The 22,927-nt window shown below is 70.8% G+C and carries 22 protein-coding genes; 3 read left to right on the top strand and 19 right to left on the bottom strand.

Annotated features, from left to right (window positions below):
• Positions 1-6: 6 nt before the first annotated feature.
• From ABZT74_RS11415 to ABZT74_RS11395, 5 genes are all read right to left on the bottom strand, one after another.
• Positions 7-417: a peptidase inhibitor family I36 protein gene (locus tag ABZT74_RS11415; protein WP_356434224.1), complete on the bottom strand. Its 411-nt coding sequence runs from the start codon at positions 415-417 to the stop codon at positions 7-9.
• Positions 418-743: 326 nt separating this feature from the next.
• Entirely contained in the window at positions 744-1,955 is a 1,212-nt protein-coding gene (locus tag ABZT74_RS11410; RefSeq protein ID WP_356434222.1) for an NlpC/P60 family protein, read from the bottom strand.
• Between the two features lie 109 nt (positions 1,956-2,064).
• Entirely contained in the window at positions 2,065-2,385 is a 321-nt protein-coding gene (locus ABZT74_RS11405) for a hypothetical protein (RefSeq protein WP_355875890.1), read from the bottom strand.
• Positions 2,386-2,395: 10 nt separating this feature from the next.
• A complete protein-coding gene (locus ABZT74_RS11400) occupies positions 2,396-3,121 on the bottom strand; it encodes a TetR/AcrR family transcriptional regulator (RefSeq protein ID WP_356166636.1) in 726 nt (241 codons plus the stop codon).
• Between the two features lie 92 nt (positions 3,122-3,213).
• Positions 3,214-4,143: a diiron oxygenase gene (locus tag ABZT74_RS11395; protein ID WP_164371821.1), complete on the bottom strand. Its 930-nt coding sequence runs from the start codon at positions 4,141-4,143 to the stop codon at positions 3,214-3,216.
• Between the two features lie 195 nt (positions 4,144-4,338).
• Here ABZT74_RS11395 and ABZT74_RS11390 point away from each other — a divergent pair, with 195 nt between their 5' ends.
• Positions 4,339-5,238: an ADP-ribosylglycohydrolase family protein gene (locus ABZT74_RS11390; RefSeq protein WP_356434220.1), complete on the top strand. Its 900-nt coding sequence runs from the start codon at positions 4,339-4,341 to the stop codon at positions 5,236-5,238.
• Here the strand turns inward: ABZT74_RS11390 and ABZT74_RS11385 are convergent.
• The 7 genes from ABZT74_RS11385 to ABZT74_RS11355 form a co-directional block, all read right to left on the bottom strand.
• Positions 5,235-5,708, bottom strand: a complete 474-nt coding sequence (locus tag ABZT74_RS11385; protein WP_356434218.1) for a DUF3291 domain-containing protein — start codon at positions 5,706-5,708, stop codon at positions 5,235-5,237. The two genes, ABZT74_RS11390 and ABZT74_RS11385, sit on opposite strands and share 4 nt — an antisense overlap.
• A 122-nt stretch (positions 5,709-5,830) precedes the next feature.
• Entirely contained in the window at positions 5,831-7,306 is a 1,476-nt protein-coding gene (locus ABZT74_RS11380; RefSeq protein WP_356434217.1) for a penicillin-binding transpeptidase domain-containing protein, read from the bottom strand.
• Positions 7,303-8,679, bottom strand: a complete 1,377-nt coding sequence (locus ABZT74_RS11375; protein ID WP_356434215.1) for an FtsW/RodA/SpoVE family cell cycle protein — start codon at positions 8,677-8,679, stop codon at positions 7,303-7,305. The genes ABZT74_RS11380 and ABZT74_RS11375 overlap by 4 nt, the downstream gene beginning before the upstream one ends.
• 88 nt (positions 8,680-8,767) lie before the next feature.
• On the bottom strand, positions 8,768-9,295 hold the full coding sequence (locus tag ABZT74_RS11370) for an SH3 domain-containing protein (RefSeq protein WP_356434213.1): 528 nt from the start codon (positions 9,293-9,295) through the stop codon (positions 8,768-8,770).
• A 70-nt stretch (positions 9,296-9,365) separates the two neighbouring features.
• Positions 9,366-10,649: a HAMP domain-containing sensor histidine kinase gene (locus ABZT74_RS11365; RefSeq protein ID WP_356434211.1), complete on the bottom strand. Its 1,284-nt coding sequence runs from the start codon at positions 10,647-10,649 to the stop codon at positions 9,366-9,368.
• Positions 10,646-11,446 (bottom strand): hypothetical protein, encoded by an 801-nt coding sequence (locus tag ABZT74_RS11360; RefSeq protein ID WP_356434209.1) that lies wholly within the window; start codon positions 11,444-11,446, stop codon positions 10,646-10,648. The genes ABZT74_RS11365 and ABZT74_RS11360 overlap by 4 nt, the downstream gene beginning before the upstream one ends.
• Before the next feature lie 290 nt (positions 11,447-11,736).
• A complete protein-coding gene (locus tag ABZT74_RS11355) occupies positions 11,737-12,243 on the bottom strand; it encodes a dual specificity protein phosphatase family protein (protein WP_355875863.1) in 507 nt (168 codons plus the stop codon).
• 98 nt (positions 12,244-12,341) lie between these two features.
• Between ABZT74_RS11355 and ABZT74_RS11350 the strand changes: the two genes are divergently transcribed.
• Positions 12,342-13,145 (top strand): nuclease-related domain-containing protein, encoded by an 804-nt coding sequence (locus ABZT74_RS11350; RefSeq protein WP_356434208.1) that lies wholly within the window; start codon positions 12,342-12,344, stop codon positions 13,143-13,145.
• Positions 13,146-13,179: 34 nt separating this feature from the next.
• Here ABZT74_RS11350 and ligD read toward each other — a convergent pair whose 3' ends face one another.
• Positions 13,180-14,061, bottom strand: a complete 882-nt coding sequence (gene ligD / locus ABZT74_RS11345; protein ID WP_356434206.1) for a non-homologous end-joining DNA ligase — start codon at positions 14,059-14,061, stop codon at positions 13,180-13,182.
• A gap of 62 nt (positions 14,062-14,123) precedes the next feature.
• On the opposite strand from ligD, the gene ABZT74_RS11340 reads away from it, so the two are divergent.
• Positions 14,124-15,260 (top strand): Ku protein, encoded by a 1,137-nt coding sequence (locus tag ABZT74_RS11340; RefSeq protein WP_356434204.1) that lies wholly within the window; start codon positions 14,124-14,126, stop codon positions 15,258-15,260.
• Between the two features lie 250 nt (positions 15,261-15,510).
• On the opposite strand, the gene ABZT74_RS11335 is transcribed toward ABZT74_RS11340, so the two are convergent.
• The 6 genes from ABZT74_RS11335 to ABZT74_RS11310 all read right to left on the bottom strand — a co-directional run bounded on the left by ABZT74_RS11335 (position 15,511) and on the right by ABZT74_RS11310 (position 22,305).
• On the bottom strand, positions 15,511-17,274 hold the full coding sequence (locus tag ABZT74_RS11335) for a beta-ketoacyl-[acyl-carrier-protein] synthase family protein (protein ID WP_356434202.1): 1,764 nt from the start codon (positions 17,272-17,274) through the stop codon (positions 15,511-15,513).
• Between the two features lie 491 nt (positions 17,275-17,765).
• Positions 17,766-18,587 (bottom strand): transferase, encoded by an 822-nt coding sequence (locus ABZT74_RS11330; protein ID WP_356166662.1) that lies wholly within the window; start codon positions 18,585-18,587, stop codon positions 17,766-17,768.
• The gene (locus ABZT74_RS11325) at positions 18,584-19,870 is read right to left on the bottom strand and encodes a glycosyltransferase family 4 protein (RefSeq protein ID WP_356166664.1); all 1,287 of its coding nucleotides are present in this window, start codon (positions 19,868-19,870) and stop codon (positions 18,584-18,586) included. Before ABZT74_RS11325 ends, ABZT74_RS11330 begins: the two co-directional genes overlap by 4 nt.
• Before the next feature lie 374 nt (positions 19,871-20,244).
• Positions 20,245-20,574, bottom strand: a complete 330-nt coding sequence (locus ABZT74_RS11320; protein WP_356434200.1) for a hypothetical protein — start codon at positions 20,572-20,574, stop codon at positions 20,245-20,247.
• A 10-nt stretch (positions 20,575-20,584) separates the two neighbouring features.
• Positions 20,585-21,199 (bottom strand): hypothetical protein, encoded by a 615-nt coding sequence (locus tag ABZT74_RS11315; protein WP_356434198.1) that lies wholly within the window; start codon positions 21,197-21,199, stop codon positions 20,585-20,587.
• A 485-nt stretch (positions 21,200-21,684) separates the two neighbouring features.
• A complete protein-coding gene (locus ABZT74_RS11310) occupies positions 21,685-22,305 on the bottom strand; it encodes a hypothetical protein (RefSeq protein WP_356434196.1) in 621 nt (206 codons plus the stop codon).
• Between the last annotated feature and the right edge of the window lie 622 nt (positions 22,306-22,927).

Raw genomic sequence — 22,927 nt, 5'->3', positions numbered from 1 at the left:
GAAGGCCTAGTGGATGACCCCTTGGGTGACGTGTCGCGTGCCGCTGCACAAGCCATTGTCATTCCAGATGTGGATGGCGTCGACGTCGTTTGCCCAGGTTCCCCTGCCGCTCAGTGCGTAGTCCCCGAGATTGACCTGGGTGTTTGCGGGAATGCAGAGGTACCGACTGCCGGAGCTTCGGGTGTCGATCAGCCAGACCGAGTCGTCGTTGCGTGTGTTGACGACGGAATCCGCCTTGTCCTTCCGATTGCTCGGTAGGTTCTGCGCGTAGGTGTCCCTGTACTGCACAAGCTTGCTGCCGTTGTAGTAGGCCCCGTTGTACAGGCAGACGTGGGGATACGCGCAGTCGCGGTAGGTCGAAGCCTGCGCGGGCGCCGTGAGAGTGAGAGCGGCCACCGAGGCGGTCGCGATGGCCACTTGCGCCATAATTTTTCGCATAGCCGACTGTTCTCCCGTTCTGTCTGGAGTCCCCAGATTTCCCGGTGCCGTCTGCGGGCGTCCAGAGCTGGTCCGGCGGCGCTCGGGGCGTCCAGGGGGAGTCCGTCCCGCCGGTCACTCCCTGGCTGCCGTCCCGAAGCCGATGCATGCGCCTTGGTACTCGAACTGGGCTCCTACTGGGCAGGCTGGGACGGTGACAGCGGCGGGGCGACCCATGGGAAGGCGCTGGACGCCCTACCGGTGAAAGCTGCTGGTAGACAGGACTGAGGCCGTTGGGCAGCTTCTCCGCCCCGCGATTCCGGCGCCTACCTGGCCTCGGTTGCCGGGGCGACGGAGGCGTAGCCCTCGTCTGTTCCTTGCGTGGCGTCCTCGGGGAGCTTCGGCGGTGTGTAGTGCCGCAGGGGCTCCCCGCCCGGGTCGGGGCGGACCGCGCCCAGCAGGGGGTTGGCCGCGATGGGGGAGACCTTGATGTCCGTGCCGGGCCGCGGGGCCTGCACGACCATTCCGCCGCCCAGGTAGAGCGCGACGTGCGTGGCCTCGGGGAAGTAGACCACCAGGTCGCCGGGGCGCAGCTCGTCCAGCGGGACCTTCGGGAGTTCGGCCCACTGTTCCTGGCTGGTGCGGGGGACGGGCCGGCCCGCCCGGTCCCAGGCCTGTGAGGTGAGCCCCGAGCAGTCGTAGGCCGCCGGGCCCTCGGCGCCCCACTCGTAGGGCTTGCCGATCTGTCCGACGGCGTAGCGCACGGCCCGCTCGCCCGCCGGGGACGGCGCCCGCGCGCTGCTGAGCGCCCCGGACGTCATGATGGTCCGCTGCGCCGTGTCCGTCCCGGCCTTCTCGGTCCTGTTCAGCTCGGCGATCTGGTCCGCGGTCAGCGAGGCGAGCAGCTTCTGCACGGCGTCGAGGCGCGCGCGCACCGCGTCGCGTTCCTTCTTCTGCCGTTCGGCGAGCGACAGTTGACCGTCGAGGGCCTTGCGGGCCGCCCGCGCGAGCACGTCGATCCGCTTCTCGCTGCCGGTGACCCGCTGCACGGTCTCGGCGCGCTCCAGCGACAACTGCCCGATCACGTGCCCCTGGTCGAGCGCGTGCTGCGGATCCCGGGCGAGCAGCAGCCGTACGTACGAGGAGATCTCGCCGCTGCTCTGGTACTGCTGCCGGGCCAGCCGTCCGGCGGCTCCGCGGCTGTCGTGCAGGGAGAGGCGGGCCGTGGCGAGGCGGGCGTCGAGTCTGCCGGTCTCCGCGCGCTGCTTCTTCAGCTTCTCGGCGGTGCCGTTGTACGCCTCGGTGGCCTTCTCGGCCTCCCGGTAGAGCCGCTGAAGCTCCGTCAGGAGTGTGGCCGCGGACTGCGGGGCGTCCGGAGCGGCGGCGCCGTCGGTGCCGCTCCCGCCGTCGTCCGAGGGGTCCGCGGAGCTGCCCGCGGCCGGGGAGGGGTCGGCGACGGCCACCGCGGGCGAGGGCGCGAGCAGCGCTCCGGCCGCCACCGCCGCCGTACAGACCAGACGCAGAAGCCTTCCTGACATGCCATCACCTCCGGTGCCGGGGCGGCCCGTCCACCGCCCGTCTCGCACCGGCAGGATCGAGCGGGCGCGTCCCCGGCGCGCGCCGGGTGACCGCTTCGGCCCAAGAAGGTCACTCGTCGGCGTTGCCGCCCGGCGTGGCGTCGCCCGTGCCGGCGCCCTTGTGCCTGCGCGTCGACCAGGGCCAAGCGAACCGCGGTCCCGACCCGTCGTCCTCGGGGTCGTACTCGTACTTCCACCCCTTGTGGAGCCCGAGCCGCCTGCTCGTCGCCGCCTGCACGCGCCGGTACACGAGCACGGTGGGCGGGCCGCCGTCCGCGGCGGGCACCGGGACGCGGTACGTCTTGGGCGGGTGGCCGGTGATCCCGAGCAGTACGGGCAGCACGCGGCCGTCCAGCGGGCCGCCGGCAAAGGGGGTGTCTTCGCTCTTCACCGGACCAGTGTCACAGCAGGTGGGCCGCGTCCCCGACAACGGGCAGCACCCGGCGCACCAGCGTCCCCACGATGCCGTCCGCGGGCTCGATCGCCAGCGAGGCCCGGACCACCGCGGCGGTCTGCGCGTCGCGCCCGGCGCTCGCGGTGAGCACCGCCACGAACTGCTCGACGAGCCAGTCCCGCAGCTCGTCCAGCGGCGGCTGCTTGCCCTCGTCGAGCCAGATCAGCGAGGCGGCCTCCACCGCCGTGATCCACATCCGCACGGTCATCCGCAGCCGGGGCCCGGGGTCCTGCACCGCGAGGTGATCGAGGATGTGGTCCGCCGCCGCACGGCGGACCCCGTCGACGATCGCCGTCGTCCGGGAGGTCTCGATGACGCTGCCGCCCTGGAGCAGGGCGCTGAACCCGGCGTCGTGCTGGTCCACGAAGGCGAGATAGCGGTCCAGGGCGTGCGAGAGGCGCTGGGACAGCGGCCCCTCGGGGGGTTCCGCGAAGCACTGCTCCAGCTCGTCCGCGGCGGAGCGCAGGGCGGCCTCGTACAACTGCTGCTTGCCGCCCGGGAAGTAGCGGTACACGAGCGGCCGGGACACCCCGGCCGCCTCCGCCACGTCGTCCAGCGAGACCTCCTCGGGCACCCGCTGGGCGAACAGCGAGAGCGCGGCTTCGAGGAGCTGGCTGCGCCGTTCCTCGACGCTGAGACGGCGGTAGGCGGGGGTGGAGGCCTGCGAGGTCATGTCGGGCAGCGTAACCGGCCCGTACACAACTCCCACACAACGGCGGGTGACCGGCGGGACCGGCCCGGGGCCGGTCCCGCCGCCACAACGGCTCAGGCCAGCAGCCCCGAGGACTTCCACAGCCGCCGCCCCGCTCCACGCAGTACCCCGATGTCGTCCAGGAAGTCCGTCAGCCGCTTGGCGCCGGTCTGCATCACCTCGCGCCGGTGTCCGCTCGCCTTGACCTGGGCCATCGCCTCGCGCTGGTCGAGGCCGACGTTCGTGTACACGTCGGGGTTGATGAAGGCCACCGAGAAGACGCGGGCGAACTCGCCCGAGGTGACGCGGGTGAACTCCTGGGACCAGCGCGGTGCCGTGACCATCTGGCGCCGCAACTCCTCGCGGGCGTAGCGGACGTGCCGGGCCTCCTCCACGACGTGGATGCGCGTGACGCCGCGGACCAGGGTCTGCACCCGCTCGTCCGGGAACGTCAGCCGCTGCATCCAGTCGAGGATCTCCTCACCGAGCAGCGTCGCCGTGAACGAACCCGGCGTGGTCGAGATGGTCTTGAACAGCCGCCCGAGGTTGAGGTGCGCCCGGCTCACGGGGTAGTGCGGGGTGCCGCCGCGGGTGATCAGCCGGGCGAACATCTTCGAATGCCGGCACTCGTCCTCGATCTCGGTCAGCGCGTAGCGCACGTGCGCGCTCGTCGCCGCCTTGTCGTAGATGTGCCGCACCAGCAGCTGCATCAGGATGAGCTCGAACCAGATGCCCAGCGAGGCCAGCGCCGCCGCCTCGTGCTGGGACAGCGCGATCCGCTGCTCCTCGCTCATCCGGTGCCACATCGGGGTGTCGTACAGCGACACCAGCTCGGGCGGCCAGAACCACTTGCCCTCCTCGAAGGGCGCGTCCCAGTCGAGCTCCTTGTCGGGGTCGAAGGAGTGCTTGGCGGATGAGTCGAGGAGGCGCTCTGCCACCTGCTCCCGGTCCTTGAGCAGACCGAGCGCGTCACGGAGCACCTCGGCTTCGGTCACCGTCGTCATGACTGTTTCCACCTCGTCGTACGGGATCTGCGGGGGTTACCGGCGGTCACAACTTATGAGACTGCTTGTCAGCAAGCTCGTCAATCCCCTGGGCAGGACTAGTTGGCGCAACCGGTGCGCGACCGTCCGCGACGCGACACCCCGACGCGGGAAAACCCCTGCGCAACCGGCCGCCGGGCCCGGCATCATCACCCCATGACCCCGCCGATCCCCGCCGACCGCCCAGCAGCCCGCCGCAGCCTCGACGGGCTGTCCCTCGGCGACGCCTTCGGCGAGCGCTGGTTCCCCCTCTTCCGGGACCGGCTCCAGGCGTACGAGGAGATCCGCGCCCGGCGCACCCCGCAGGAGCACACCTGGCACTGGACCGACGACACCGCGATGGCGCTCGGTGTCCTGCGTGTCCTCGACGAACACGGCGAGATCCGGCAGACGGAACTGGCCCAGGTCTTCGCCCTCGGCTACGACGCGGACCCCGCCCGCGGCTACGGCTACGGCATGCACGAACTGCTGCCCCGGCTGCTCCAGGAGCCGCACCGCTGGCCGGAGCTCGCGCGCGCCCTGTTCGGCGGCGAGGGCAGCCTCGGCAACGGCGCGGCCATGCGGGTCGCCCCGCTGGGAGCCTGGTTCCACGCCAGCCTGCCCGCCGTCGCCGAACAGGCCGCGCTGTCGGCCGAGGTGACGCACGCCCACCCGGAGGGCGTCGCGGGCGCGGTCGCGGTGGCCACGGCGGCGGCGCTGTCCGCGCGGGGCGGGCTCGACCTGGCCGCGGTCGCCGCCGCGACCCCGCCGAGCGCCGTACGGGACGGCGTCGAGAAGGCCGCCGCCCTCTCGTTCGGCACTCCGCCCTGGAAGGCATCGGACGTCCTCGGCAACGGTCAGCGGATCCGCGCCGACGACACCGTCCCCTTCGCCCTCTGGTGCGCCGCCCGGCACGCGACCGACCTGACCGGGGCCCTGTGGAGCACCGCCGAGGGCTTCGGCGACGTCGACACCACCTGCGCGATCACCGGCGGCGTGGTGGCCGCCCGCACCGGCGTGGCCGGCGTCGCCGACGACTGGCTGCGCCGCAGGGAGCTCGTGCCCGGGGGTCTCTAGATCCCGGACGACTCGGCGGGAGCGAACGACGTCCGCAGGGTGAACGCGTGCTGTGTGGGCCCGTGTTCACGCAGGTGCAGCAGGCGGGACTCGGCCTCCTCGGCCGACGGACGGTGACCTGCCGGAACCCACCACAGCGCGGTCGCCGCCTCCGCGAGCCGCTCGAAGAAGTCGCTCCGACGGGACATCAGCTCGCGGTGCCGCCCCTGGTACATGAAGGCCCTGAGGGCCGCGACGTCCCGCCAGGTCGAGAGGTTGATCATCATCCGGTCGTCGCCGAGCACGCGATAGTCCGTGGCGTTGCCGGAGTCGCTCTGGAGCCGCCAGACGAAACCGTCGGCCGCGTCCGCGACAGCGTTCACCGGATCGAGAGCGTCGACGAAGGCCTTCAACTGCGGGGAATCCAGGGGTGCTGCGAGCCGGGCTATGTTCACCTCGGCGAGTTCGTGCGCGCCTGTCGGTAAGGTCATGAGCGAACGGTAGGCGGCCTCGGACGGCCGGCACACCCACGTCTCACAGGACGAGAGCGGACACGCCGGGCCCGCCCGCCCCCGGTTCGGATTTCCGGCTCAGCGACCCACGCCTTCCCCTTTCAACGGTCCCCGTGGTCCCGCGTGTCCAGCACCGCCTCCATCACCGACCGGGCGATCGGACCCGCGGAGCCGCCGCCGCTGATGTCCCCCCGGTTCGCCGCCGCGTCCTCGACGACGACCGCCACCGCCACCGCCGGCTGCATCGAGTCGTCGGGCCGGGCCCAGGAGATGAACCACGCGTACGGGGTTCCCGCGTTGCCGACGCCGTGCTGCGCGGTGCCGGTCTTGCCGCCGACGGTGGCACCGGGGATGGCGGCCACCGTCCCCGTGCCCTCCTCCACCACGTCGGTCATCAGCTCGCGCATCTGCTGCGCCGTCGACGCGCTCATCGCCTGATGGAGCGTCCGCGGGCCCGTCGTGCCCAGAGTTCCGCCGCCGCGCCGGGTCGTCCGCTCCACCAGGTACGGCCTGCGGACCGTGCCGTCCCCCGCGACGGCCGCTGAGATCATCGCCATCTGGAGCGGGGTCGCCCGGGTGTCGAACTGGCCGATGGACGACAGCGCCAACTGCGCCTTGTCCAGCCGCAGATCGAAGTTGCTCGGCGCCACCGCGAAGGGGATGCGCAGCTTGCGGTCGTTGAAGCCGAAGTCCGCCGCCGTGCGCGTCATCGCATCGAGCCCGACGTCCACCCCCAGCTTGGCGAACACCGTGTTGCACGACCAGGTGAAGGCATAGCGCAGCGACGCGTCCTCGCAGCCCTCGACCTCGTTCGTGAGCCGTGTCGTCGTGCCGGGCAGCCGGTACGGGTTCGGCGAGTGGCTCGGCGCGTCCACGTCGTCCACCACCCCCGCGTCCAGCGCCGCCGCCGCGGTCACCACCTTGAACGTCGACCCCGGCGGATACGTCTGCCGGATCGCCCGGTTGAGCATCGGCTTGTCGTCCTCCGCGTTGAGCCGCGCCCACGCCTCGGAGACGGCCGGTCCCGTCCCGGACAGCGCCCCGGGGTCGTACGAGGGGGTGGAGACCAGTGCCAGGATCCGCCCGGTGGACGGCTCGATCGCCGCGACCGCGCCCCGGCGCGACCCGAGTCCCTCGAACGCCGCCCGCTGCGCCGCCCCGTTCAGCGTGGTGACCACCTTGCCGCCGGCGCTGCGGGCCCGCGTGAAGTCGTTCCACAGGGGGAACGGCGCGAGCATCGGGTCGGCGCCGGACAGAACGCCGTCCTCGGTGCCCTCCAGCAGCGTCGTCCCGTACACCTGCGAGGCGAACCCGGTGACGGGCGCGAACAACGGGCCGTCCCGGTAGGTGCGTTCGTAACGGAGCTGCTCCCCGGTGTCCCTGGACCCGGTGACCGTCCTGCCGTCGACGACGATGTCCCCGCGCGGCTGGCCGTAACGGGCGATCGCCTGGCGGCGGTTGGCGGGGTTGCCGTCGTACGACGGGGCCTGGACGACCTGGACGCGGACGGCGTTGACCAGCAGCGCCACCAGCAGCACGGCGCACAGCCCGATGGCCCGCCGGATGTACTTCGTCACGATGTCTCCGTCCCGTCGTACTGGCCGCGGGCGCTGTCGCTGATGCGGATCAGCAGGGCCACGATGATCCAGTTGGTGACGACCGAGGAGCCGCCCTGGGCGAGGAAGGGCATCGCCATGCCGGTCAGCGGGATCAGGCCGGTGACGCCGCCCGCGATGACGAAGACCTGGAGGGCCATGATCGAGGCGAGCCCGATGGCGAGGAGCCGGCCGAAGGGGTCGCGCACCGCGAGGCCCGCGCGGTAGCCGCGTTCCACGAGGAGCGCGTAGAGGAGGAAGATCGCGGACAGGCCGACCAGTCCCAGTTCCTCGCCCGCGGTCGCGAGGATGAAGTCGGACTTGGCGGCGAAGCCGATGAGGATCGAGTGGCCGAGCCCGAGGCCGGTGCCGAGCAGCCCGCCGGAGGCGAACGCGAAGAGGGACTGGGCCAGTTGGTTCGGGCCGTCCCCCGCGGTGATCGAGGCGAAGGGTGCCAGCCAGTCCTCCACACGGCTGTGCACGTGCGGCTCCAGCCGGCCGACCGCCACCGCGCCCACGGAGGCCAGCATGAGCCCGACCGCGATCCAGCCGGTGCGGCCGGTGGCGACGTACAGCATGATCACGAACAGGCCGAAGAACAGCAGCGAGGTCCCGAGGTCCCGCTCCAGGACCAGCACCAGAACGCTCAGCAGCCAGATCGCCACGATCGGGCCGAGGACCCGGCCGGTGGGCAGCTGCAGCCGCCGGAACCGCCAGATCTGCCGGCCGCTGTACGCGAGCGCGTTGCGGTTGGCGGCGAGGTAGCCGGCGAAGAACACCGCGAGCAGCACCTTCGCGAACTCGCCCGGCTGGATGGAGAACCCGGCGATGCGGATCCAGATGCGGGCGCCGTTCACCGCCGGGAAGAAGATCGGCAGGACGAGCAGGGCGAGCGCGCTGACCACCGACACGTAGGTGTAGCGCTGCAGGACCCGGTGATCGCGCAGGAGGACCACGGCCACGATGAAGAACGTGACGCCGAGCGTCGACCAGACGAGCTGGATCGGTGCCGCCTGGTCGTCCGGGGTCTCCAGATCCAGCCGGTAGATCAGCACCAGTCCCAGGCCGTTGAGCAGGACGCCGATGGGCAGCAGCAGCGGATCGGCGTACGGGGCCCGGACGCGCACGGCCACATGGGCGAGGAGCGCGAGCACACCGAGCCCGGCGCCGTAACCGGCGGCGCCGGGCGGGACGGTGCCGTTCTTGGCGAGACCGACAGCGCAGTATCCGTACACGCTGAGCAGGACGGCCAGGACGAGGAGGGTGAACTCGATGCCACGGCGCCTGGGCAGGCGTACAGCGGGAGGGGCCGGTTCCACCGCCACGGTCGTTCCGGACATTCCGGGCTGGGTCATGTCCGGAACGTAGCAAGTGGTCGACCTGATGTCCCGTTATGAACTGACAAACCGGCCGTTGCGGTTCACCTGTCGCGGTGCCGGGCCGTCAGCACCAGCGGGGGGACGGACCGATGTTGTCGATGTAGCGGGCGGGGCCCCAGGCCCAGGTGCCGTCGGTGAGGAGGTACCAGAGCGGGTTGCCGTCGACCTTCTGGCCCGGGGTCTTGCAGTAGATCGAGACGATCTCGCCCTGCCGTGCGACCCGGATCAGCCGGCTGCCGCGGTTGGGCGCGCTGCGCAGGGCGAGGCCGCCGCGCGCGGTGATCCGGCCCTTGTACCGGCGCTGGTTGTCCTGGCGGCCGTCCCCGCGTCCGTTGTCGCCGGTCTCGCGGCCGTCGCCGCCACCGCCGTTGTTCCACTCGCGGCCGTCGCCGTTGCCGCCACCGCCACCGCCGTCACCGCCGTTGTTGCTCCACTCGTGGCTGCTGCTGCTGCTGTTGTTGTTGCTGTTGCTGTTGGTGTTCGCGAAGCCCCCTTCCCCGTCGGCGAGGGCGGGGCCGGCCGCCGTGAGCGCGACCATGCTGCCGGCGGCGAGGGCCATGGCGATTCGGGTGGGCGTGGACCGCAGGGACATGGGGGCTCCTCCAGAAAGGGGGCGAAGCTGACTATTCGCCACATTAGGAGGGGGAGCCGGGGACCGCAGGTCACACTCCGCCATCGGGGACGCCAGGCTCCCCCCGCCCGTCCTGAGGGAGCGTCAGCGTCGCCACCGCGCCGCCGTCCGGCGCGTTCGTGAACTCCAGACGCGCGCCCAGGACCTCCGCCTGGCCGACCGCGATGGTCAGCCCGAGACCGTGCCCCGTCGCGCCGCCCTCGGTGCGGAAACGCTGCGGCCCGTGCTCCACGAGGTAGTCCGGATAGCCCTCCCCGTGGTCCCGGACGGTGACGACCGGCCCGTCGACCGTCAGCACCACCCGCCCGGCGCCGTGCTTGTGCGCGTTCGCCACCAGGTTCCCGAGCACCCGCTCCAGCCGCCGCCGGTCCGTCTCCACCCACGCAGCGCGCACCACGAGCACCTCGGTGTCCGTCCCCGACGCCCGGACCACCCGCTCGGCCAGCGGAACCAACGGCTCCGAGTCCACCTCAGGACGCTCCCTGCGAGCGTCGAGCCGCGAGATCTCCAGGAGGTCCTCCGTCAGAGTGCGCAGCGTCGCCACCCGGTCGCGCACCAGCTCCGTCGGCCGCCCGGGCGGGAGCAGTTCGGCCGCCGCGTGCAGCCCGGTCAGCGGCGTCCGCAGCTCGTGCGCCACGTCCGCGGTGAACCGCTGCTCGCTCAGCAGCTTGCGCTGCAACGACGACGCCATCGTGTCGAGCGCGCCGGCCACCGCCGCCACCTCGTCCTGCGCGCGCCGCGGATTCTGTGCCCGCGGATCGTCGACCCGCGCGTCCAGGTCGCCCGCGCTGATCCGCCGCGCCACCCGAGCGGTCGCGTGCAGCCGCCGCGTCACCCGCGTCACCGCGAACGCGCCGACCAGCAGCGTCGCGCCGATCGCCAGGGCCGACGACCACACGATCGCCCGGTCCAGGGCGTCGATGGTGTGCGCGCCCTGGGCGTAGTCGTACTGCACGGCCAGCGCCCGCCCTCCGTCGGCGGGCCCGGCGGCCCACATCGTCGGACGGGTGTCGTGCTCGCCGACCATCGAGCCGCGCCGGCCCGCCACCGCCAGTTCGCGCAGCCGCACGGGCAGTCCGGGCGGGTCGACGCCCGCGCCCGGCGGCAGCCGGTCGCCCGCCTCGTAGGCCGCCGTGACGTCCGTGAGCCGGTCGAGCGCGCGGTTGCGCGCCTCGCCGACGGTCTGGTCGGTCACCGAGACGTGCACGAGGACGCCGAGCAGGGCGGCGAGCCCGCAGCACATCACCGCGATGAACGCGGCCGCCTTCCAGGTCAGCGTCGCCGTCCAGTCCGGCAGCCGCGGCCGGGGGCTCATGAACCGCTCGCGGGCGGAGCGGCGGGCGGCGAGGCCGAGGGGGAGTGCGAGGGAGAGGGGACGAGGCCCGGCGGCGGGGTGCGGGAGCCGCGCGGAGCCGCCGGCCCGACCCGCAGGATCTCGTCCCGGGTCGCGAGCATCGCGTTCTGGTGCGGATCCCAGGACCACACCGTGCGGAACTCGTAGCCGGGCAGCGTCGAGGGCGACCGGATGATCACGTCCCGGCCGGCCAGCTCCACACTCACCACACTGTCCGAGGTGCCCATGACCTCCACCAGCTTGTGGTGCAGGAACGTGTAGACGCGGACCGCCAGCTGGTCCTTCGGGAAGCGGATGCCGAGCACGAGGTCGTCCTTGCCGTCCCCGGTCAGGTCGCGGTAGTACGCCTGGAGGATCGGGCACTTCCCGTCCCGCGCTCCGCGCTCGCCGCAGTCCGCGAGCTGCTTCACCGTCTGCGCGTACGGCGCCTTCGGTCCGGTGTAGTCGTCCGGATGGGCGGCCACCTCGGCCCGCACCACGGCGAGCGGATCGACCTTGTGGATGTCGTCGCCGGGCGCGGTGACGCCCTTGACGGTCTCGGTGTCCGCCTCCCCGTAGTCGATCGCCGGCGTCGAGGCGGGCGCGAGCTGCGGCCACAGCTTGCTCGGGCCCACGGCGGTCGGGGTCGCCCCCGCGCCGCGCAGGTCGCCGGAGTCCCCGCAGGCCGTCAGGGCGACCGCCAGCACGGCGGTGACGACGGCTCCGAGAACGGCACGCGCCGGCCCCGAGGCCGTACGCGCGAGGCGGCTGTGGATCACTGCGCTCCTGCGTCCGGGCCGACCGTCCGGAGGCGCGGGCGCGCCGCTGCCGCACGTGGTCGACGAAGAGAATGCTGTGGATGCTGTCGTCGGAGCGGCGGCCGTCCTCGACGGACCCGCCCCGGACGTCCGGGCGCGACCCGGGACGACCGGTCGCCCCGTACACCTTATTCATACGGAAGTCCTTTTTGTTCACCCGGCCTGCCTGGGAGACCTCCCGCACCCGCGCCGTACAGGCCCCGCGCCGCCCCGGCGCCCGACCCGCGCGGACGCCGGCCCCGTCAGCTCGTCTACTCCGCGAGTTCCTCGAGGAGCCGCGCCGTGGTGAGCCCGGCCCGCAGGTACTCCACGAACAGCTGGTTGTGCAGCGCCCACGGCGAGCGCCGGGCCCGGATCAGCCGGATGGCGTCGTCGGCGGAGTGTCCGGCGAGGACGAGCGCGTGCGCGACGACCAGACCCGATCGGTTGTAGCCGTGATAGCAGCGGACCAGCACCCGCCGCCCGTCCTCCAGCGCGTCGTCCGCCGCGCGCGCGAGCCGCATGACCCCGGTGAGCTGCGTCCCGTCCAGGGGCCCGTCCGGTATCGCCCACACGTGGTGCTCGACCCCCGGGTCGGGTCCGTGCCCGGGCAGCCGCAGCAGCGTCAGGACCAGGTCGAACTCATCCCGTACGACCACGGCCTCGGCCGGTCCGGCCCGTCCCGCGAACTCGTGCCCGCCCATCCACAGACCCGGCACGATCTCGCTCCACGGGCTGTCCGGAGCCGGAACATCCGGATGCTTTCTGCGACCCCGCAACGGCGCCTCCCGCCCAACTCCCCCAACTCCCCTCAAAGGTAACCGGGTTCTTGCCCCTGGAGCACCCCGCCTGTTCCCATGGACGGGGGTGATGGTGCATGAACGGACTGCGCGTCGTACCGGCCCGGCGCCACGGACAGGACCGCCTGTACGTGTGCGGGACCGACGGAAGGAACGTCGCCTGGTACGACCGTGAGGCGGCCCGGGTCAACCTGCTCAGCGAGGACCGTCGCGCCGACGTCCTGCATGCCCTGGGCCCCTTCCTGACCGGCCCCGTGACGGTCGGCCCGCCACCCGTCCCGACCCCGGCCGAACTGGCCAGGCTGACCCTCCACCCGGACGACGACCTCGCGCCGAACCGGCCGGGCGAGGCCCTGGTCATCGACCTCGACCGCGACCCCGGTCCCGCGCACCGGCTGCGCCCCGACCCGCGCCGCCGGGCGCTGGCCGCGGAACAGGCCGTCGGGGAGGCCCTGGACGCCCTGGAGGGCGGCGGCTGGCACACCCTGCACTCGATTCCCCTGCCGGGCGGCGACCGCGTCCACCACCTGGTCATCGGCCCGGCGGGACTCTTCTGCATCCGCGCCCTGTACGCCCGCAGGCAGCGCGTCCTGGTCGCCGACCCGATGGTCACCGTCGGCCGCCACGAAGCGCAGCCGCTGCTCCGCCGGGTCCGCGCGGACGCCGACCGTGTCTCGCACGCCCTGACCGCCCAGGTCCACGCCGTCCTCGCGGTGGTCGAGGCGCCCCGGCTCGACGTCCTGGCCCCACCGCGGCAGATCCGCGTCCTGCGCGACACCGACCTGGCCGGTCTCGCCCGGCTCGGAGGCGTCCTCAAACCGGCCGACGTGGAGGCCCTGCACGCGATGGCCCGGGACCGTCACACCTGGCTGCGGGTGTGAGGACGACAGGGCGCGGCCCCTCCGAGACCGCCGCTCAGGGCAGCGGACGCGGGTGCTCCGGGTCGAGCAGCGGAGCCATCAGGTCGCCGAACTCCGCCACGCGCTCCGTGACGTCCGGCGCCCGGAACACCAGGGCCGCCGGCTCCCGGCACTGCTCGACCTCGGCCCAGGTCACGGGCGTCGACACCGTCGGCTCGGGGCGCGCCCGCAGCGTGTAGGGCGTGGCGGTCGTCTTCCGGCCCGCGTTCTGGCTCCAGTCGACGAACACCTTGCCGGGCCGCAGGCTCTTCGTCATCCGGTGCACGACCAGCCGCGGCAGCGCCTTCTCCGCCTCCACGGCCAGGTCCTTCGCGTAGTCGCTGACCTCGTCGGACGGCGTCGGCGCGACGGCGGCCAGCAGATGCAGCCCCTTCGACCCGGACGACTTCGCGTACGCCTCGAACCCGTCCGCGGCCAGCCGCTCACGCAGCCACAGCGCGACCTCGCAGCACTCCACGACCGTCGCCGGCGCCCCCGGGTCGAGGTCGAACACGATCCGGTCGGCGACCCCGGGCGTGCCGATCGTCCACTGCGGCGTGTGGAACTCCGTCACGAGGTTCGCCGCCCACATCAACGAGGCCAGGTCCTGGAGGAGGACCATCCGGGCGGGCCCCTCCGTGCGCGGCACCTCGGCCGTCCTGACCCAGCCGGGCGTACCGGGCGGCACGTTCTTGGTGAAGAACACCTGTCCGTCGGGTCCGTCGGGATAGCGCAGGAAGGAGACGGGCCGGTCGCGCAGGTGGGGGAGGAGCACGTCCGCCACCGTGGCGTAGTAGTGCAGCACCTCGCCCTTGGTGAACCCGGCGGCCGGATACAGGACCTTCTCCAGGTTGCTCAGCGCGAGCCTTCGCCCCTCCACCTCCGTGATCGGCGTCATACGATGAGAATGCCACGAAATCGGCACAAAAACGGCCCACGGTGATCGGAAGGGTGCTGCACGTGCGATCCATCTGGAACGGCGCGATCTCCTTCGGCCTGGTCAGCATCCCCGTCAAGCTCATGAACGCCACCGAGAACCACGCGATCTCCTTCCGCCAGATCCACCTCGACGACGGCGGCCGCATCCGCTACCGCAAGGTCTGCGAGCTGGAGGACACCGAGGTCGAGAGCGCCGAGATCGGGAAGGCCTACGAGGAGGCCGACGGCACCCTGATCCCGATCACGGACGAGGATCTCGCCTCGCTGCCCCTGCCGACCGCCCGGACCATCGAGATCGTGGCCTTCGTGCCGGAGGACCGGATCGACCCGCTCCAGATGGACACGGCGTACTACCTCTCGGTGAACGGCGCCCCGGCGGCCAAGCCGTACGTCCTGCTCCGCGAGGCACTCAAGCGCAGCCAGAAGGTGGCGATCGCCAAGTTCGCGCTGCGCGGGCGCGAGCGGCTCGGCATGCTGCGCGTGGTCGACGACGTGATCGCCATGCACGGCCTGCTCTGGCCGGACGAGATCCGCGCCACCGACGACGTCGCGTCGGACGACGGCGTCACCATCCGCGACAAGGAACTCGACCTGGCCGACGCCCTGATGGACACGCTCGGCGAGGTCGACCTCGACAGCCTGCACGACGACTACCGCGAGGCCGTCGAGGAACTCATCACCGCCAAGGCCGAGGGCCACGAGGCTCCGGCCGCTCCCGCGGAGAAGGACGGCGGCAAGGTGCTCGACCTGATGGCCGCCCTGGAGAAGAGCGTGAGCGCCGCCAAGCAGTCCCGGGGCGCGGACGCGGGGGAGGGCGCGGGGGGCAAGGACGCCGAGGTCCACTCCCTGCCGGCCGGCAGGTCGGGGACCCGTGGGTCGGCCCGTACGGCACCCAAGGAGGTCGGCGGCAAGAAGTCGACCTCCACGGCGAAGAAGACGACCGCGAAGAAGACCGCGGCGAAGAAGACCCCGGCCCGGAAGTCGGCCACCAAGACGGCCGCCAAGACCTCCGCGGGCTCCGCCAAGTCCTCCGGAGACACCGCCGCCTCCCGGACGGCGGCCAAGAAGACCGCCGCCAAGAAGACGACTGCGAAGAAGGCGACGGCGAAGACGACGACGGCCAAGAAGACGACGGCGAGGAAACGGGCGTCGGCGTAGGTCTCCGCGCGGACACCGGGGTCCGTGGTCCGTGGCCCCGTTCGGGGGTGTCCGTCGGGCACGGGCGGGACTGCGGAGCCCCGAGGTGTACCGCCGTTGGTCTGCTGGGATGTGCACGGTGGGATGTGCGCCGTGGGATGTGCACGTCCGTTGTCGCCGGTGAGCGGAGCAGCCCGCCGACCGCTGCTCTCGCCGACGGCGTCGGTCCGAGCGGGAGTGGCACCCTCCGCGCGCCGATCCCGTGCTCCCCTCAGGCCGTACGGCGCAGCGCCAGCACCGCGTTGTGGCCGCCGAAGCCGAACGAGTTGCTGAGGGCCAGGTCGCCCCGCGCGGACAGGGTCCGCGGGGATTCGGTCACCACGTCCAGCCCGATGGCCTCGTCCTGCTCCTCGCACCCGATGGTGGGCGGGATGAGCCCGTGGTGGAGCGTGAGAACGGTGGCGACCGCCTCCACCCCGCCCGCCGCGCCCTGCAGATGCCCGAGGTGCCCCTTGAGCGCGGTCACCGGTACGTCCCCGCCCAGCACGGTCCGCAGCGCGGTCGCCTCGGCGAGGTCGCCCTCGGTGGTGGCGGTGGCGTGCGCGTTGACGTGCACGACGTCGACGGCGTGGCCGCCCGCGTCCCGCACCGCGCGCCGCAGCGCGAGCGCGACCCCGCCGCCGGACGGGTCCGGCGCGGCCATGTGGTGGGCGTCGGCGGACAGCCCCCAGCCGGCGGCCTCGCAGTAGATCCGCGCGCCCCGGGCCCGTGCGTGCTCCTCGGACTCCAGGAGCAGGAAGCCCGCCCCCTCGCCGTTCACGAAGCCGTCGCGGTCCTTGGCGAACGGCCGGGACGGACTGACCGACCCCAGCTCGTGGGTGGACAACGCCCGCATCGAGGCGAACGAGGCCATGATCGCCGGTGTGATGACGGCCTCCGCGCCTCCGGCGAGCGCCACGTCGACCCGCCCGTACCGGATGCGGTCGATGGCCTGTCCGATGGCCTCCGTGCCCGACGCGCAGGCGCTCGTCACCGTGCGGGCCTCACCGGTGATCCGCAGCGCCAGCGACACCTGGGACGCGGGCTGCGACGGCACGGTCATCGGCGTGGTGAGCGGGGACACCGCACGCGGCCCCTTGTCCCGCAGCTTGCGGTCGCCTCCGACGAGCACCGAGGCGTCGCCGAGGATGGCGCCGACACTGACGCCGACCCGTTCGGGATCGAGGCCGCTCTCGACGGTCCCCGCCTCGTCGAAGCCGCCGTCGCGCCACGCCTCGCGCGCGGCGAGTACCGCGAACTGCGCGGCCCGGTTCATCCGCCGCGCCTGAGCCCTCGGCAGCAGTTCGGCGGGGTCGACGGGCACACGGCCCGCGATCCGTACCGGCAGCCCGTCGAACTCGTCGTCCGCCAACTCCGTTATCCCGCACCGCCCGTCGACCAGTCCCTGCCACAACTCGCCGACGCCGACGCCGAGCGGGGTCATCGCTCCGACCCCGGTGACGACGACTCGTCGGGGCACGACACCGCCGGCGACGCTACGACGCGGACGCGGGAAGTGCCGTACGACGTGACCGCTCTCGACGGCTCGCCCGACCTCCTCGCGCAGCCCGGTGTCGGAGACGGGCTCCTCGCCCCGGTCCTCCAGATCCCGGTGCCAGCGCCCCCAGCGCCGGGTGTACGACACCTCGACGGCGGCGGGGTCGACGACCCGCAGCGAGGTGACCCGGTCGCCGTCGCGGAACTCCACCCCGTCGAGGTCGGCCGAGGCGATCTCGGGAATGCCCGCGACATCCATTCGCCGACAGCCCACGGTCACTTGGTGCCCCCGGTCGAAGACACGGTCGTGGTCTCTCCCCCCGAGCGGCGGCCGCAGGGTCACCCGGATCGTGTGCGGCGTCTCGGGAAGCGTGTGCATCACCACGTACCACTCGTCCCGCGCCACATCGCTCTCGGACAGGGCGAGAAGGTCACCCGGAACGAGCTCGGCGACAGAGACGGCGTGAGGCTGCACGGGAACGTCGGAAGAATTGCGCATGGGTTCGCCTGCCTTCGCTGTGGGGGGTGGGAGAAATCCCGCCACAACAGTCGGCGATAAGTCCGAATTTGCCTAGACGTACCCCCCGTATTTGTGCGAAAGCTCACGAAAGCGCACGCTTAATTACCTGCTTGGAAGAATTGACCCCGACGCACCTTCTTTGGCAATTGAATTCCGAACTAACGCGACGAAACCCGAGGTGAGCGACCTCGTGGCGGCTCGCGCGAGGCGATGAGCCCTACGACGGCCGGGTGAATTGGCATATGCCTCACGCATATGTACGAAGTGACCTGAGACTCACCGATAAAGGCGCCGAAATCAGCCGGACGGTGACCCCCTGCGGAATGCGGAGCGTCGCATTGAGGAGGAAATAGTGAGACGAGTCACGGACACCGAGCGCTGCCCGGTAATGCGAGCACCTTCACGCGGACATCGTGTGGCCATCAGCCCGGACATCAACGTAGGCATCCCGGGGGCATCCGGCGCGGTCGTCAGGCGGCCCGGATCCGCGCCACCTCCACGGACAGGTCGTTGTCCATGGTGTAGTACGGCCTGACCTCGCTGCCGTCGACATCGATGGACGGGTAGACGAAGACCTCCTTGCGGTCGGCGACATCGTCGAGAAGGCGGCCGACCCGGACAGCAGGCGCGGAGGCGTCCGGCCGGACGTGCACGTCCCAGACGCCGTCACCGGACACGGGCCCGGCCAACTCGTCGCAGCCGACGCTGAAGGAGAAGCCGAGGCCGTCGTCCTCGACCCGCGGTTCGACCTTCCGGACCGTATCGGTCCCGCGCACCCGCATACGTACGACGGCACCGGCGCCGAAGGACGCTCCGTGCAGCCGGCCCGTGACATCGATCGCCCCGTCGTCGCTGACCACGATCCGGTCGGCCTCGGCGTGCGCGGCCCGCAGCCACGTACGGACCGAGAGATAGCCGGACTTGGTCACGTACGGCACCCGCACCTCGACGGGTGAGGACCGGTCCCGCGCGCCACCGTCGACGAGCACCCGAAGGTCCCTCGGCCCCGGGCGCAGCCGCTGCCGCTCCCCGTCCGGCTCGTCGAGGAGGTAGACGTCCCAACGCCCCTCGTCCAGCGACGTGTTGCCCTCCAGGGCGCCGACGAGCCGCCCGTCCTCCGAGGGCTCCAGGTCGAGCACGTGCGGCGCCTTCTCCGGCCGCCCCTTCTTGGGCCGCGGCTGCAGCAGCAATTGGGGACGGGCGGCCGAAGGCAGCCGCACACCGAAGGTGATCCGTCCGTCGGCATCCACCGTGCACCCGACACGCGGCTCCGGCTCGATCGACGTGGTCATAGCTCCACCTTCCCGTTCGCGTCGTCCTGGCTGCTCTTACTGCTCTTGCCCTTGTTCCTCCGGGCGTCACGGGCGTCGCGGAAGGCGAAGCGCCGCGCCACGAGGCTCTGGTAGAGCCCGTCACGGCGCGGCTCGGCGGGCCGTCCGTCCCGCTTGGCGGCGAGGACCTCGCTGAAGAACCGCTCGGCCTGCTCGACCACGGGCTCGGGCGCGAACCGACGCGAGTTCTCGCGGGCGGCCTGCCCCATACGCCGCCGTCTCTCGTCGTCGTTCACGAGCTCCAACAGGGCCCCGCCCAGGGCCTCCGGGTCCCCGACCGGAACCAGCCGGCCGTCGACGCCGTCGCGGATGATCTCGCCGGGGCCGTGCGGGCAGTCGGTGCTCACGACGGGCAGTCCGTTGCGCATCGCCTCGACGATCGTCATGCCGAAGGCCTCGAAACTGGAGGAGGCCGCACCGATCGACGCCTTCACCCATTCCCCTTCCATGTGGGGCACCGCCCCCATGAGGAACACGTTGTTGACCAGACCGAGTTCAGTGATGATCTCCCGCAGCCGGGCGTGTTCCTGACCCTTGCCGTAGATACGCAGCTGCCAGTCGGGACGTTCAGCGACCACGTGGGCGAACGCCTGGACGAGCAGGTCGTACCGCTTCACCCGGACCAGCCGGCCGGCCGCCACGACCACCTTCGACGTCCCGTCGGCGGGCGGCAGTTCGGGGTCGGGGACGCTGTTGGGCAGAGCCTCGACCCGCACCCCGGGCAACCGCATCTTGCGCGCGTAGGAGGCAGCGTCGGCGGAGGTGACGGTGGTGAGCGCGTCGAGCCGCCGATAGGCCGCGCGCAGAACCGTGCGCAGCTCCGGGGAATGACTGTCGAGCGTGAGGTGCTCCTGCCCGACCCGAACGACCCGCTCGGGCCCCTGGAGCGCGAGATGCACGTTGAGCCCGGGGCGCGTCCCCACGACGACATCGGCGTCGACCTTGTCCAGGAACGCCGCAATGCGCTGGTCGGTCAACTCGCTGTACTGGTCGTACCGCCGCTCCGACTCCGGATACACCCGCGCGGGCCGCAGATGGAGCGGATGATCCTTCTCCTCCCGCAGATCGACCAGCCCACGCAACGAAACCCGGTGATCCAACACGAGGCTGGGACGCTCCCGCGTCCGCAAGACCGAGACAACCTCCACACTGTGCCGCTCCGCCAACGCAGCGGCCAGATTGAAGGTGGTACTGATCGTGCCCCCTATCCCATAGGCGTTATGGATCAAGAACGAGATCTTCATGCCGTACTAGACGAACGCAACCCCCAAAGGGTTGCCGTTCGATACCAATCCTTACCCATGCCACACCTCGGGGCGTGATGTTCCGGTTGGGGTGAGGAGTCAGGGGTGAGGGGTCCGGGGGAGCGCCAGCCTCCGCATCCGGTCCCCTCAGGTCTCACGCCCTCGCGATGTCCCGCGGTCCCAACCGAGTGACGCCGGCACGGCGGGGCCATGACGACCGGACTTGGCGCAACCTCTCAACCGCACGTCCCGCCGCCCACCGCGAGCTGGTGGCCGCCACCTGCAGGCAGGCCGCCCTCAAGCGGGAACCCAATTCCGCGGCTCGGCCCGCCCGGCCGACAGGCCAAGAAGGGCAAGGCGTTGCGGAAGGCGCCTCAGCTGAGCCGTCTCCCCATGCGCGCAGAAAACCTCTCAGTCTCCTTCGTGTGCCACCACTCGAACAGATGGGTGCGTACGAGGAGTCCGAGGTAACTCAGGGTTTCCTCGGTGAGGTCTCCAGTCACGAGACTCGCTTCATACCCCTGGTAGTCCAGCGACACTTCCCACATCTGCCCGGAGACGCCCAACCGTACTTTCAGCAGCAGGTGAGGGAAGACGGACGGCACCGTCACCTCAAGGACATCGAGGGAGATCCCTCCTCCCTCGCTCTGCGGTCCTGAAAGCTTTCGGGCGAGTGCTTCCTGGACTTGCTCAGGGGTGGCCATACCGGTCCTCTCAGCACGCGACCGTGTGACGTGAAGGCGAAGCTACGATCGGAATCGTGTACTCGACCGTGGCCGTGATGATTCCCTGCGGTGTGAGGCCACCTGGCCTGCCGCCGAGAGGGCCCTTGTTGACGACCACTTTGAAGTTCTTCCTGCGATTCGGGGAGCAGCCGCTGCCGACCTTGTAGCGGTAGTACACCCCGGGACTTCTCTCGTAACCGTTGAAGAGTGTGTCACTTATCTTGTTCTTGAAGCTGGTGCTCCAACGTCCGCGCGCAACTACATGGTTGTAGCCCCAAGTCTGCGTTCCGCAGCGTAGCGGCATCTTCGTCGGGCCGATCCAGAAGTTGTACGCGACCTTTGAGTAGTGCTGCGACCGACAGGGGTTCGCCGCGCTCGAAGTGACTGCTGTGGGCAGCTCGGTGGTTGCGTGCACGGGTGAGGGCACAGTGACCAGTGCGAGGGCACCCGCTCCTGCGATAAGTATTGCAGTGGACTTACGTAATCGCGTGAAGTGCACTTTTCCCTTTCCGGTATTCAATGCTTCTGTATCTCTCCAGAGGGCCCACCTATATTCTCTGTACAGGATTTGAGGTGCAAGGAAACTCGGCGTGACCATGTTCACGCCACGGAGTGGAACGGGCACTGTGCGTTGCCCGTCCGGTGCGAGTACCCGGCGTGCGACCGAGGCCGGCAGCCTGGGCGCAGTGAACCCGCCCTCTCGAAGGGCCACTCCCCAGCAGGGGACGGGGCGTTCGGGCAATCGCAGTCCGGCCTACTCGTCCGGGAGGGCCGGGACCGGTATCTGTGTCGCGCCCCCCGGGGCGCGGGGCCGGTTGTGCGCAGTGGGACTCGAGCGGCGCAACGAGGGACCCCCCTGTCCCTCCTGCCCCTGAGCTCGACGTGGGCAGGCCGGATCCCTCGGACCACGCGCTCGCAATCAGCGATAGGAAAGGGCAGGGACAGGGCTCACTACGACTGAGTCCAGGTCCTTGTATGAGGCACTCCAGCTGGTCAGCGTCCTGCCCTCGTTGTGTCTCGCGTCGCGGCCTTCAGAATCAATCTCCTGATCCGGCAGGCGCTAATTCCAAGGTCCGCACCTCACCGGCATCACCCATGAACGTCAGCGTCGACACGGCCATGTGTCGACAGCTGAGAGTCGGAGTCGAACCAAGCCGGCAGTTCCTCAGAGGCGTGTACCTCCAGGCGCATGAGCGCTCGTACACGACCCTGTTGCGGGATGATCGAATCCAAGAGGCCAATCAGCTGGCTGATCTTTGCTCGACGAGTTGAAGGGTCTGACTCGTCCGCAACGTTCATCAGATATCGGTAGGCGGTTGTGAGTCGGTCGTTCACGCCACTCTCAGCTGCGAGAACTGCGTCACTCGCGACGAGTTGGGCTTCAGCCCGTGTGTCTCGCTGGGCGCGCCGCGCGGTGCTCACTTCAGCCGCTTCCGCATCGGCGGATCCCGAATTGAAGGCGTACGCGTACGCCAGCATTGCGTCCCTGTATTGACGGTCATGGGCGTTCAGCTGGACGTAGCAGGTCCGTAACTGGTTGATCTTGTGCTGACTCTCGGAGGCCCGCTGCTCCTCGGCACGGAGTTGTTGTTCCCGATCCAACCTCCGTGACTCCGCCCGCTGGGCCAGGACTTGAGTGATCACCGCAGAGGCCAGCGTGCCTCCGACACCAGCGATTGCAACGATGAGAGAAACGGTCGCGCCTGACATCCCCACCCCTTGGCACCTATCTGAGTTCCCGTGATGGTGCAGACGGTAGCCAAGAAGCCCGCACGGCCTTGCACAAACGCTGATGGCGTTCGATCGAGCAACGCCTACCGACCGTCCTTGTCGTTGGCCGGCTGAGCAGGGGACGCCTCAAGATCCAAGAATGGCCCCAGCCGACGACGCGTGGGGCGGCACACGGCTGCGCAGGGCTGTAGATACGTGAAGACCCCGGCCTCAGCGTTTCGGCTGGTGACGGGGTCTTTGGGCACCTTATAAGGGGTGCCCCCGGCAGGATTCGAACCTGCGCACACGGCTCCGGAGGCCGCTTGGCTCTCAGACAATGCTGCTGGTCAGGGTTAGGCGGGCAGCCAATTGGCTGAACTCAGTCCGCAGGTAGTCCAGGAGACCTGGTCACCTTCCTTGGGAGCTCTCTCATCTGCCGAACGGGAGAGTTTGGCTCTGGCAAGTGTCACCGGGGCGGTCTCCGCGTGGTTTCGAGAGGGCTACGCAAGAGCGTCGTGCCGCGTACGGTCTGCTGGCTGCGGAGCTCGGAGGCTGCGACACCCGACGAAGTTGCCTGGAGGTGCGGGGCGGCCGCGAAATTGAGCATCTGACCTGGGGGAAC

Source organism: Streptomyces sp. NPDC005302 (genome assembly GCF_040607345.1).
Taxonomy (GTDB): Bacteria; Actinomycetota; Actinomycetes; order Streptomycetales; family Streptomycetaceae; genus Streptomyces.
The sequence above is the reverse complement of the archived record's forward strand: the minus strand, read 5'-3'. Positions and strand labels throughout refer to the sequence as shown.